Consider the following 12,637-nt stretch of genomic DNA (forward strand, 5'->3'; position numbering starts at 1 on the left):
GCGTGCGGCCCAAGGGATGTCATCCCGCGGCGACCTTGTCCCACAGCGTCACCCGAATGGGCGTATGGAACTGCGTGAGGCGCCCTTCAATGATGCCCTGAATCCGTGCCAACGAGCTCGGCCCCCAGCGGGCAGCGCCTGTCACCGGCTCCGCCGAGCTCGTCCTCGAACGCCGGACGGGCCGGGCCCGCCTTGCCCGCGAGGCCGCCCGCGGGTGCCGGACGCGTCGGGCTGCCCAGTCTCCTGGCCCCCGGCGTGGAGCGTGACCCCTATCCGGTCTATCGCGCCCTCCGCGAGGACTTCCCCCTCGTCCGCGACGAACTCCTCGGGGCCTGGCTGCTCAGCCGGTACGCGGATGTGCGGGCCGCGCTCGGTGACGCGCGGCTCGGGACCGCGGCCGACGGGCCGGGCCCGGCCTACCAAAGGCTCATCGAGCCCGTGCTGCGCGCCGCCGCCGAGCGCACCGCCCACGTCCTCGCCCGGCGCCTGGCCGGGCGGCGCGAGGTCGATCTCGTCGCCGAGTTCAGTGCCTGGCTGCCCGCCGCGGCCGCCGTCGCCGCGCTCGGGCTGCCCTGGGAGGACGCCGCCCGGGTGCGGGAGCGGTGTCGTACGGGAGGGCTCGCGCATCCCGGCGGTCTCCATCCGGACCTCGGCGGACTCCTGCGGCCCCACGTCACGCGGCGGCGCGCCCACCCCGGCGCTGACCTGCTCTCCGTGCTGTGCGGCGCCCGCGTGGACGGGCAGGTGCTCTCCGACGAGGCCGTCACCGGCCTTGCCGGGACGCTCCTCACCGGCGGCGAGGCCACCGCCCTCGCGCTGGCCTCCTTCCTGGCCAACCTCCTCGACCACCCCGCCCAGTTGGACCTCGTGCGCGCCCGCCCGCGGCTGATACCCGCCGCCTGGGCCGAGTCCCTGCGCCGGGACCCGCCCACCCCCGTCGTGCTGCGCCGCGCGACCGCGCCGGTGGCACTCGGCGGCACCACACTGCCCGCGGGAGCCCTCGTCGCCTGCCTCATAGGCTCCGCGGGACGCGACCCGTTCCGCTTCGCCGACCCCGACCGCTACGACATCTTCCGCGCGGATCCGGCCCACCTCGCGTTCGGCGCCGGACGGCACTTCTGCCCGGCCGCCACCCTGGCGGGGCTCACAGCCGAGTGCGGACTGCGGGCCCTGCTCGACGCGATGCCGGGCCTGCGCTGGGCCCCCGGCTTCAGGCCCGCGCCCCAGGGACTCATGGCGCGGGCCCCGCGCCTGCTACTCGTCCGCCCCTGAGACATCGGCGTCAGTGGATACGCGCTCCAGGAGCACCACCGGCAGCTCCCCGAAAAGCTCCTCCACGCGCGCGTGCCCCGTGAACTCCCGCCCCCGGGTGAGCAGATCGGCCCACCGCCCTTCCGGAAGCGCCAGTTCCGTCGTACTCCAGCCGCCCGCGTCGGCCAGGCGCAAGGAGAGCCGGGTCACCGCCGCGATCACCTCCCCGGAGCGCGCGAAAGCCACGCAGTGCGCCGCGCCGGGGCCCCGCGCCGCCAGCGGCTCGTACGTCGCCGCTCCGCCGAACAGCTCCGGGCGGCGCCTGCGCAGCCGCAGCGCGGTCGCCGTGAGGGCCAGCTTCTCCTCGGAGAGGTCCCAGCGGTCACGGTGCTGCTCCAGGTACTCCAGGACATGTGCCTGGAGCCGCACGGGCCGCCGGTTGTCCGGATCCACCAGGGCGCGGTACTCGCCCTCGGTGCCCTGGTAGAGGTCGGGCACCCCCGGCATCGCCAGCTGGAGCAGCGTGGCCCCCAGGACGTTCGCCCGCACATGGGGCCGCAGGCCGCCCGCGAACTCCGCGACCGTGTAGAGCGGCGGCCCGCAGGGACCGGCCTCCACGAACGCCGTCACGGCCTTCTCGTACGCCTCGTTCGGCTCGGTCCAGCTCGTGTGCAGGCCCGCCTCGCGCACGTGCTTGAGCAGGGCCTTCTGCAGCCGTTCGTCGTAGGGGAAGCCGAAGCCGACGGCCGTCTGCCAGGCCGCCCAGGCCAGTTGGGGATCCGGCGCGCTGGTGCCGCCCACGCGCGCAGTCTGCTCGGTCACGTCGACCAGGAGGTCGGCCCACCGCTCCGGGCACTGCGTGAGCACGCAGATGCCCGCCCGTACGTCCGCGCTGCGCTTCGTGTCGTGCGTGGTGAGCACCGTCCCCGCGTACGGCCAGTCGCGCTGCACGCGCGCGCAGTAGGCGTGAAAGTCCTCCGGGGCCACCGCGGGCCGCTCGGGGGAGCCGCCCACCTCGGCCGCCGAGAGGAGCGGTGCGTGCCGGTAGAACGCCGTGTCCTCGACCGCCTTGGCCCGCAGCGCCGACGAGGTCTGCGCGAACCGCGCGCGGAAGCCGTCGAGCGCGGGCCCGGACCCCAGACGGCCAAGGACCAGGTCGCGTACGACATCGACGGCCTCGGCCTCCTCCCGCACCGCGAAGGCCGCCTTGGCCTCGTCGGCGGCCCGCACCGTGAGCACCGAAGCCGGTTCGACGCCCCCGGAGACGTACGGCCGGTAGACGGGAAGCCGCACGAGCAGCTCCAGGAGCGCCGTGCGCAGCGCCCACGGAGCGTGGTCGCGCAGCGCGGGGTCCGGGGCGCAGAGCGCGGTCGCCTCGCGCGTGAGGCGGTCGGTCTCGGCGGCCAGCTCATGGGTGAGCACCTTGTACGCGGCGCGCCGCACCGTCGCCCCCCAGTCGCCGCCCCGGTCCACCGCGGGCGCCGCGAACCTCCGGTACTGGCCCAGGAGTTCACCCGCCCCCGCCGGGTCCGTGAAGAGGCCGTCGAGATGGCGCAGGGCGTCGTACCCGGTGGTGCCCGCGACGGGCCACGCGGCGGGCAGCTGCTCCCCGTCGCCGAGGATCTTCTCGACGACCGTCCAGCGCCCGCGCGTGGCCTCCTGGAGCCGCTGGAGGTAGGCACCCGGGTCCGCGAGTCCGTCGGGGTGGTCGATCCGCAGCCCCTCCACGATCCCCTCCCGCAGCAGTCCGAGGATCTTCGCGTGGGTCGCGTCGAACACCTCGGGGTCCTCGACGCGCACCCCGATGAGGTCCGAAATGGTGAAGAAGCGCCGGTAGTTGAGCTCCGTACGGGCCAGGCGCCACCAGGAGAGCCGGTACCACTGGGCGTCCAGGAGCTGCGGCAGCGGCAGCTCCCCGGTGCCTTCGCGGAGGGGGAACGCGTGCTCGTGGTAGCGCAGCTCGTTCCCGTAGACCCGCAGGCGCTCCAGCTCGTCCCCGACCCCGCGCCCGAGCACGGGAAGGAGCACCTTCCCGCCGCCCGCGTCCCAGTCGATGTCGAACCAGCGCGCGTAGGGCGATCCCGGGCCCTCCCGCAGCACCTCCCACAGGGCGTGGTTGTGGCGCGGCACCGCCGCCATGTGGTTCGGCACGATGTCCACGACGAGACCCAGACCGTGCGCCCGCGCGGTGCGCGACAGGGACCGCAGCCCGTCCTCGCCGCCCAGCTCGTCGCGTACGCGCGCGTGGTCCACGACGTCGTAGCCGTGCGCGGACCCCGGAACGGCCTCAAGCACCGGTGACAGGTGCAGATGCGAGACTCCCAGCGAGGCCAGATACGGGACGGCCGCCTCGGCGGCCGCGAACGGGAACTCCGGCTGGAGCTGCAACCGGTAGGTGGCGGTGGGCGGTGGTGGCACCGCGGGCTCTGAGCGCTCAGGCGTCATGCGAACGTACGTACCCGCCTGGCGGGCTTTCGTGCCATCGACTCATGCGTGTGTCCGGCCGGGCGTCGTTAGCGTCGGACGATGGCGACAAAGGAACAGACCGGACGGGACGAGTCCGGCGCACGCGGACTCCTGGACACCTACCGGGAAGTGATCGGACACACCGGAGCGCTCCTTCCGGTGATCTCGTTCCTCGGCAGGCTCCCCGTGGCCATGATCCAGTTCGGCAGCGTCCTGCTGGTCACCGAGACCAGCGGATCGCTCGCCACCGGTGGCGTGGTCGCCTGCGCGCTCGCCCTCGGCCAGGTGACCATGGGCCCGTTCGTCGGGCGTCTCGCCGACCGCCGCGGCCAGCGCGCCGTCGTCCTCGGCTTCTCGCTGCTCAACGCCGTGGCCATCGCGGCGTACACGCTCGGCGCCCTCCTTCGGCTGCCCACGCCCGCCCTGATCGTCCTCGCCGTGCTCGCCGGCGCGAGCATCCCCGGGATCGGCCCGCTGGCCCGCGCACGCGCCGTCCCGCTGGTCCGCGAGGCGGGCGGCGACGCCCGTCTGGTCAACACCGTGCTGTCCCTGGAGAGCACCATGGACGAGCTGTCCTTCGTGCTCGGCCCCGCCCTGGTGGGCCTCGCGGCCGTGGCGGGCCACCCGGCGTACGCCTTCGGGGCCGCCGCGCTCCTTGTCGCCGTCTGCGGCTCCGGGTTCGCGCTGCACCCCACGGGCCGGACCGCCCACTCGGCGGAGCGAGCGCCACGCACGCGCGCCGGCCGGGAGCGCCTTCCGCGCGAGGTCGTCGTCGTACGCGTCGGGCTCGTCTTCGTCGGCGTCCTGCTCGGCGCCTGTGGAGCGGGCATCACGGCCCTCACCGAGGAGTTGGGGCAGCCGGGCCAGGCGGGCCTCGTCTACGCCGCCATGGGCGTCATGAGCGCCGTCGTGGGGCTCTCCATGGCCGCGCTGCCCGAGCGCTTCGGCCTGTACGCGCGCTGGCGCGTGGCGACGGCCGCCGCGGCGCTGCTCTCGCTGCCGCTGGTGTGGACGGACAGCATGACGGGCCTGTACCTCGTGGTGACCGTGTTCGGCGCCATCTTCGCCCCGAACCTGATCACCGGCTTCGCGCTCACCGAGCGCTCCTGCCCGCGCCGGCGGCTTTCCGAGGGGATGACGTGGGCCGCGAGCGCCTTCGTCGGCGGCCAGGCGGTCACGCTCGCCGTGGCGGGGCGCCTGGCCGAGTCCTACGGCCCCGGGGCGGCGTTCGCGCTCGGCAGCGCGGCCGCCGCCGTCGCGTTCCTCGTCGCGCTCGCCGCCCGCCCCTCGGCGGACGACGGCGCGCACACCACCTCCTTGGTCACGCAGGGCGCCGCAGGACGGTGAGGCTCCGGTCGGTGAGCGTCAGGCGCTCGCCGGCCCCCGCCTTCGGCCCCGTGTCCGGCGGCACACCCTCCGTCCGAGCGGTGTCCACGACCACCTGCCACTGGCGGCCGTGATTGACCGGAATCACGAACTCCAGCGGCTCGGCCGACGCGTTGAACATCAGCAGGAACGAGTCGTCGGCGATCCGCTCGCCGCGCGTGCCCGGCTCGGAGATCGCGTTGCCGTTCAGGAACACCGTCAGCGCCCGTGCCTGCGAGGCGTCCCAGTCCTCCTGCGTCATCTCCTCGCCCTCCGGCGTGAACCACGCGATGTCCGAGAGCTCGTCGTGCGTGCCCTCGACCGGGCGGCCGTGGAAGAACCGCCTCCTGCGGAAGACGGGATGATCGCGCCGCAGCCACGCCATCGCGCGCGTGAACTCCAGCTGCGTGCTCTCGCCCTCGGGCCAGCGCACCCAGGCGATCTCGTTGTCCTGGCAGTAGGCGTTGTTGTTGCCGCCTTGGGTCCGGGCGAACTCGTCTCCGTGGCTGAGCATCGGCACGCCCTGCGAGAGCATCAGCGTCGCGATGAAGTTGCGCATCTGCCGCGCGCGCAGCTCCAGGACGTCCGGGTCGTCGGTCTCGCCCTCGGCGCCGCAGTTCCAGGAGCGGTTGTGGCTCTCGCCGTCCTGGTTGTCCTCGCCGTTCGCGTCGTTGCGCTTGTCGTTGTACGAGACGAGGTCGTGCAGCGTGAAACCGTCGTGGCAGGTCGTGAAGTTGATCGACGCCAGCGGGCGCCGCCCGTCGTCCTGATAGAGGTCCGACGAACCGGTGAGCCGTGAGGCGAACTCGGCGAGCGTGCGCGGCTCGCCCCGCCACATGTCGCGCACCGTGTCGCGGTACATGCCGTTCCACTCGGTCCACAGCGGCGGGAAGTTGCCCACCTGATAGCCGCCCTCGCCGACGTCCCACGGCTCGGCGATCAGCTTCACCTGGCTCACCACCGGATCCTGCTGCACGAGGTCGAAGAACGACGAGAGCCGGTCCACCTCGTGGAACTGGCGGGCCAGCGTGGCCGCGAGATCGAAGCGGAAGCCGTCCACGTGCATCTCCGTGACCCAGTGCCGCAGCGAGTCCATGATCATTTGAAGGACGTGCGGCGACCGCATCAGGAGCGAGTTGCCGGTCCCCGTGGTGTCCATGTAGTAGCGCGGATCGTCCGTCAGGCGGTAGTACGAGGCGTTGTCCAGGCCCTTGTAGGAGAGCGTCGGGCCCAGGTGGTTGCCCTCGGCCGTGTGGTTGTAGACGACGTCAAGGATCACCTCGATGCCCGCCTCGTGCAGCGCCTTGACCGCCTGCTTGAACTCCAGGACCTGCTCGCCCCGGTCGCCCCAGGAGGCGTACGCGTTGTGGGGCGCGAAGAAACCGATCGTGTTGTAGCCCCAGTAGTTGTTCAGGCCCATGTCGACCAGACGGTGGTCGTTCACGAACTGGTGCACCGGCATCAGCTCGAGAGCCGTCACCCCCAGCTGCGAGAGGTGATCGATGACCGCCGGGTGCGCGAGCGCCGCGTACGTGCCGCGCAACTCCTCGGGAAGATCCGGGTGCTGCATCGTCAGGCCCTTCACATGGGCCTCGTAGAGCACGGTTTCGTTGTACGGGGTGCGCGGCGGACGGTCGTCGCCCCAGTCGAAGTACGGATTGACCACCACGGAGGTCATCATGTGCGGCGCCGAATCCATGTCGTTGCGCTTGTCCGGGGCGCCGAAGCGGTAGCCGTACACCTCCTCGCCCCAGTCGATCCGGCCACTGACCGCGCGGGCGTACGGATCGAGCAGCAGCTTCGCCGAGTTGCAGCGGTGCCCCTGCGCGGGGTCGTACGGACCGTGCACACGGAAGCCGTACCGCTGGCCCGGCATCACGCCGGGCAGGTACGCGTGCAGCACGAACGCGTCGGACTCACGCAGCTCGACGGCTGTCTCCGAGCCGTCGTCGTGCAACAAACAGAGCTCTATGCGGTCGGCGGTCTCGGAGAAGACCGCGAAGTTCGTGCCGGCGCCGTCGTACGTGGCACCGAGTGGATACGCCTGCCCTGGCCACACCTGCATGCATACGACTCTTCCACTACCGCCCCCTCGGCCCGGGGTCACATTGGTCAGAGTCTCCCCGAAAGTGGGGCAACCACGCGGGAGTTGAAGCCGTCTAACCGACCGACCACATACTCGGTATGCCCCTTCTTGGGGCTCGTGGGGGAAAAGGGGAGTAAGTGCGAGAGCTAGTCAGACGCAACCTGGGCAAGGTGATGGCGGGCGCGGCAGTCGCGGTGGCCGCCACCGCGGTGCTTGTGGGCGTCACACTGCCGGGGGCGGGCGAGTCGGGGGGCCGCCAGGCCAACGCGGCGGACGCGAAGCAGAACGCGATCGCGAAGGACGGCGTCGTCGAGGCGGCGCCCGAAGAGGGTGAGAAGGGCATAGGCAGCGACCCGCTGACCGACGCCGAGATCGAGCGCGCCGAGAAGGCATCGGTGTCGGGCGCCATGCGCTCGAGCGCCAGGGACGTCGAGGGTGACCGCGGCCCGCAGCTCCTGTCGACGAACCTCAGCGAGCCGGACCCCAGTGACGCGGGTGCCGCGGGCGGCGCGGCTCCGCGCCGTGCCGAAGTCGTCTACTACGACTACAAGAAGGACGCGGTCATCACCAAGACGGTCAACGTGGAGACCGGCAAGGTGGAGGACTCGAACACCACGCGGAACGTCCAGCCGCCGCCCAGCCAGGAAGAGCTCGCCGAGGGAGCCCAGCTGCTGATCGCGGACCCGCTCGGCAAGGGCCTGAAGCAGGACTTCAAGCACGCCACGGGCAAGGCGCTGACCGGCCCGGGACAGCTGCAGCTGAGCGGCATGGTCTTCCGCAAGGAGACCGTCGAGAGCGTCCCGTCCGACCTGACCGAGTGCGGGAAGCACCGGTGCCTCCAGGTCGTCACCAAGGTCAAGAACGGCCCGTGGATCGACACCCGGTCCCTCGTCGTCGACCTGAGCACTCGCTCTGTGGGCCGCCTCGGCTGATTTCGGCCGCTCACGCACGACACCACACTTCAGCTTCTCCTCGTACGAGGGAGTTCACACCGCAATGCACGTCAACAGACTTTCGCGCGCCCGCAAGAAGGCCACCATGGCCTTCTCGGTCGCCGCGCTGATCGGCGGCGCGATCACCGCCGCCTCGCCCGCATCCGCCGCCCCCGAGGCGCCGAGCGCCCCCGCCGCGGCGGCCGCCGACTGCAGTGACGCCTACAAGATCGAGCAGACCGTCGACGGCGGCACGACCTGGCGCATGTGCTGGCACTACAACTCGCTGTCCGGCCTGATCCTCGACAAGATCAGCTACCAGCCCAAGGGGGAAGAGAAGCCGATACCCGTCCTGACCAGCGCCCGGCTCGCGCAGGTCCACGTCCCCTACGACGACGGCGAGGCCGAGTACGACGACGTCACCGGCACCGACTTCGGCCAGGCCCTGCAGAACCTGAACCCCGACGAGTGTCCCGGCGGCACCATCAAGACCGTGAAGGTCCCGCAGCGGGGCGACGTGAAGGGGCTGTGCACCACCACGCGCGCGCGTGGGCACGCGTACCGCCTCAACGACGACGCGAGCACCGGCGGCAACGGCAAGGTCTACACCGGCCAGGGCAAGGACCTGCTCGTCTACACCGTGAACAAGGCCTCCTGGTACGAGTACATCACCGAGTGGCGCTTCTCCTCGGACGGCACCATCACCTCCCAGGTCGGCGCGACCGGCAGCCTCTCGCCGTTCGACTACGACGGCGGCGACGGCCGCGGCTGGCCCATCGGCAAGGGCGACCAGGCCAAGGCCGAGAGCCACGCCCACAACGTCTTCTGGCGGCTCAACTTCGGCCTGGACGGCTCCCCGAAGGCCAAGGTCGAGCAGTACGACTCCAAGGTCACCCCGCCCACCGGCCAGGGCAGCCCCAAGACGAAGACCACCCGCACCAAGGTCACCAAGGAGCTCGCCGGTGACCGCAAGGACATGCGCTGGTGGCGCGTGGTCAGCGGCGCGGGCAAGAACGCGGACGGTCACCCCCGTTCGTACGAGATCGTGCCGGGTCCCAGCACCAAGCACGCCGGACGCCCCTTCACCAAGCACGACGTGTACTTCACCGAGTACAAGAAGTGCGAGCAGTACGCGAGCAACAACCCGGGGTGCGCCAACGGAGCACCGACGAGCGTCGACAAGTGGGTGAACGGTCAGTCCCTGACGCACCCGGTCACCTGGGTCCACGTCGGCTTCCACCACATCGCCCGTGACGAGGACCAGCAGCCGATGCCGGTCCACTGGCAGGGCTTCTCGCTGGCCGCGCGCGACGTGACCGCTATGAGTCCGCTCACTCCGCAGGACCTCGCCGGCCAGAACGGGCAGCCGCCGCTGGGTGGTTGAGAATCCACCCTTGCCATCCGGCTGCACCGCCCGCCGCTCCCGGAGTACCCTTCCTTGATCGTTGAACGGGGGAGTGCTCGGGGGAGCGGAAGGGGTGCGCTGGGTGAGCTCGGGAGGGCGGGAACTGCCCCCTGGTGACGAGGGTCACGAGGGGAGTTCCGCGGACGGCCCGCCCGGAGCGGTGTCCCTGGCGCGGCCGATGGAGATGGGATCTCAGATCGGACCCGAACTGGACTGGGGCGCCGACGCCTGGCGCGAGGTGCGCACGCGCGCCCAGCGCGCCGGGCGGGCCTACATCTGGCTGAATCTCGTGGAGCAGCGGCTGCGCGCGGTCGTGGCCGCTGTTCTGCGACCCATCTACGAACCCGTCCACGCCGACGACTGGGTGGTCGCCGCCGCAGGCCCCGCGGGGCAGGAGTGGGTGCAGCGGGCCGTCGCCGTACGCGAAGTGAGCCGCCGCAAGGGCTACTTGCTCGACCCGGCCGACGACAACGTCCTCAGCTTCCTCACGCTGCCCCAGCTGCGCGAGCTGATGGTGCAGCACTGGCCGTGCTTCGAGCCGTACTTCGACGACCGCAGGGACGTCGAGCTCGCTCTGGACGAGCTGGAAGTGACCCGGAACGTCGTGTCGCGCAACCGCGCCCTGTCCACCGCCGTGCTCGCCCAGGCGGAGCGCGCGTCGGCCAAGCTCCTGGACATACTCGGCACGGGCACCGACACGCCTTCCGTGCGCCGGCTGCCCATCGACGCCGTCGAGTCCCTGGTCGGCGACCGGTACGCCGACGTGGTGGGCGTCCACTCGGACCGGGTGCGGCTGCTGCGGCAGTTCCCGGCCGAGGACATCTTCGGCGGGGCCCGCCGCCTCGACGCGATCGGGATAGGCCTGAACCTCCTGGTCCAGAACTTCTCCGGACGTCGTCTGGTGCGCCTGGCGGAGTCCGGCTGCCGGGTGCGGCTGCTCTTCCTCAACCCGGCGAGCAGCGCGGTCAAGCGCAGGGAGCGCGAACTGGGCCTGAAGCGGGGCGAGCTGAGTCGCAGCGTCGAGATGAACATCCTGCACATGCGCCGGGTGCGGGCCAGGCTGCGTGATCCGGGCGCCTTCGAGATCCACGTCTTCGACGAGACGCCGCGCTTCACCGCGTATCTGGTCGACGGGGACGGCGCGGACGGCATCGCGGTCGTCCAGTCGTACCTGCGCAGGACGCGCGGGATGGAGGCGCCGGTGCTCGTCCTTCGCGGCGGCCGCCGGGTGGTCAAGGCGGACGAGCCGGACGAGGGCGGACTCTTCGAGACGTACCGGGAGGAGTTCGAGCTGGCCTGGGCGGACTCGCGGCCCGTCTCCTGAGCCCGTCTCCTGGCCCGCCTCCTGAGCCGCCCGGGGCGGCAAGCGGAACGCGCGCCTCGGATTGTCAGTGGCGCGTGGGATCGTGGTGGTCAATGGGGGAAAGCACCACAGAGAAGGGGGCGGCCATGGGCTGGCACCGGGAGCTGCTGATCGGGTTCGACCTGGAGACGACGGGGACAGACCCGCGCGAGGCGCGCATCGTCACGGCGGCGGTGATCGAGGTCAGAGCCGGCGAGACGCTGGGCCGCAGGGAGTGGCTCGCCGACCCGGGGGTCGAGATCCCCGCGGAGGCGGTGGCGGTGCACGGCATCTCGAACGAACGGGCCACCGCGGACGGCAGGCCGGCCGCCGAGGTCGCCGACGCGATAGCGGCGGTGCTCGTGTCGTACTGGCAGTCGGGCGTCCCGGTCGTGGCCTATAACGCGACCTTCGATCTGACCCTGCTCTCCGCGGAGTTGCGCAGGCACGGCCTGCCGTCCCTGCGCGAGCGCCTGGGCGGCGCACAACCGGCCCCGGTCATCGACCCGTACACCATCGACCGCTCCGTCGAGCGCTACCGCAAGGGCAAGCGGAACCTGGAGGCGGTCTGCACGGAGTACGGCGTGCTCCTGGAGTCGGCCCACGACGCCATGTCGGACGCCCTCGCAGCGGCCCGCCTCGCCACCGCGATAGCCGACCGCCACCCCAAGCTGGCCGCGTTCGGCCCCGCGGAGCTGCACCGCCGCCAGATCGACTGGTATGCGGAATGGGCGGCGGACTTCCAGAAGTTCCTGCGGAAGAAGGGCGAGACGGACGCGGTGATCGACGGCACGTGGCCGCTGCGCGAGGAGTTCAGCGCGTCCGGCGTCTGAGGCCGCCGGACCGCCGGGCCGTCGGACCGCCGGGCCGTCGGACCGCCGGGCCGTCGCGGGGTGAGGAGCAGTGGCACCGGCGGGATCAGCGGCGACGGCTCAGAACGGATACCACCGCACGGCCGGATCCCCGTCCCGGAGCGAGGCCACCCGACGGCGGAACTCGGCCAGGGCCTTCGGATTGCTGGGGGCGTGCTGTGCGACCCACGCACAGCTCGCCGTCTCCCGGGCGCCCCGGAGCACCGCGCACCCCTCCCACTCCCGCACGTCCCAGCCGTACTCCGCGACGAACCCGTCGTAGGCGTCGGCGGGCAGTCCGTAGCGATCCCGCGAGAGCGCGAGCACCACGAGATCGTGCTCCCGCAGATCGGCGGAGAAGGTCTCCAGGTCCACCAGGACCGGACCGTCCGCGCCCACAAGGACATTCCGGGGGAGAGCGTCGCCATGAATGGGTCCGGGAGCAAGGCGGGGGGTGAGCGCCGATGCCGCCGCCTCGAACCCGTCCCTGCGCTCCCGCAGATAGTCCGCGTCCTCGACGTCGATCGCGTCGCCGGCGAGCCGCAGCCACCGCTCGACCCCGCCGAGGAGCTCGCGCCGGGGCAGCTCGAACCCGGGCGCGGGAAGCGCGTGCACGAGGCGAAGGAGCGCGGCGAGGTCACGCGGCTCGGCGGGCCGCACGGCATCCGGCAGCCGGTGCCACACCGTCACCGGATGCCCGTCCACCAGGCGGGGCTCCTCCTCGGCCGCCCGCACCGCGGGCACACCCGACTCCTCAAGCCACCGGGCGACCCGCAACTCCCGCCGCGCGCGGTCCAGGAGCTCCGGCGCCGCACGCCCGACCTTGACGACCGACCCGCCACTGCCGAACACCGCGTTCTCGCCGAGCGCGAGCAGCGCCGCGTCCCGATCGAGACCCGCGGCGCTCAGTACGTCCCGTGCCCGCGCCTCGTCCATCCA

At 72.1% G+C, this 12,637-nt stretch carries 9 protein-coding genes; 6 read left to right on the forward strand and 3 right to left on the reverse strand.

All coding sequences use genetic code 11. The features are described from left to right. Nucleotides 1-105: 105 nt before the first annotated feature. The gene (locus AC07AG_RS06080) at nt 106-1,272 is read left to right on the forward strand and encodes a cytochrome P450 (RefSeq protein ID WP_478752346.1); all 1,167 of its coding nucleotides are present in this window, start codon (nt 106-108) and stop codon (nt 1,270-1,272) included. Here the strand turns inward: AC07AG_RS06080 and treY are convergent. Continuing rightward, entirely contained in the window at nt 1,255-3,696 is a 2,442-nt protein-coding gene (treY, locus tag AC07AG_RS06085; RefSeq protein ID WP_478752348.1) for a malto-oligosyltrehalose synthase, read from the reverse strand. The genes AC07AG_RS06080 and treY overlap by 18 nt on opposite strands. 81 nt (nt 3,697-3,777) lie before the next feature. Between treY and AC07AG_RS06090 the strand changes: the two genes are divergently transcribed. Continuing rightward, on the forward strand, nt 3,778-5,064 hold the full coding sequence (locus AC07AG_RS06090) for an MFS transporter (protein ID WP_478752350.1): 1,287 nt from the start codon (nt 3,778-3,780) through the stop codon (nt 5,062-5,064). Here AC07AG_RS06090 and glgX read toward each other — a convergent pair. Continuing rightward, nucleotides 5,039-7,147 carry a glycogen debranching protein GlgX gene (gene glgX / locus AC07AG_RS06095; RefSeq protein WP_478752352.1) on the reverse strand — a complete coding sequence of 703 codons (2,109 nt, stop codon included), beginning with the start codon at nt 7,145-7,147 and terminating at the stop codon, nt 5,039-5,041. The two genes, AC07AG_RS06090 and glgX, sit on opposite strands and share 26 nt — an antisense overlap. A gap of 158 nt (nt 7,148-7,305) precedes the next feature. Here glgX and AC07AG_RS06100 point away from each other — a divergent pair, with 158 nt between their 5' ends. From AC07AG_RS06100 to AC07AG_RS06115, 4 genes are all read left to right on the forward strand, one after another. Next, nucleotides 7,306-8,100: a Tat pathway signal sequence domain protein gene (locus tag AC07AG_RS06100; protein ID WP_478752354.1), complete on the forward strand. Its 795-nt coding sequence runs from the start codon at nt 7,306-7,308 to the stop codon at nt 8,098-8,100. A gap of 64 nt (nt 8,101-8,164) precedes the next feature. After that, nucleotides 8,165-9,484, forward strand: a complete 1,320-nt coding sequence (locus tag AC07AG_RS06105) for a copper amine oxidase (RefSeq protein WP_478752356.1) — start codon at nt 8,165-8,167, stop codon at nt 9,482-9,484. A gap of 103 nt (nt 9,485-9,587) precedes the next feature. Next, nucleotides 9,588-10,829, forward strand: a complete 1,242-nt coding sequence (locus AC07AG_RS06110; protein ID WP_478752358.1) for an SAV2148 family HEPN domain-containing protein — start codon at nt 9,588-9,590, stop codon at nt 10,827-10,829. A 125-nt stretch (nt 10,830-10,954) separates the two neighbouring features. Next, on the forward strand, nt 10,955-11,680 hold the full coding sequence (locus AC07AG_RS06115) for an exonuclease domain-containing protein (RefSeq protein ID WP_478752360.1): 726 nt from the start codon (nt 10,955-10,957) through the stop codon (nt 11,678-11,680). A 99-nt stretch (nt 11,681-11,779) separates the two neighbouring features. Here AC07AG_RS06115 and AC07AG_RS06120 read toward each other — a convergent pair whose 3' ends face one another. Continuing rightward, nucleotides 11,780-12,634: a phosphotransferase enzyme family protein gene (locus AC07AG_RS06120; protein ID WP_478752362.1), complete on the reverse strand. Its 855-nt coding sequence runs from the start codon at nt 12,632-12,634 to the stop codon at nt 11,780-11,782. Nucleotides 12,635-12,637 lie beyond the last annotated feature (3 nt).

This window comes from Streptomyces sp. NPDC044044 (genome assembly GCF_056434405.1).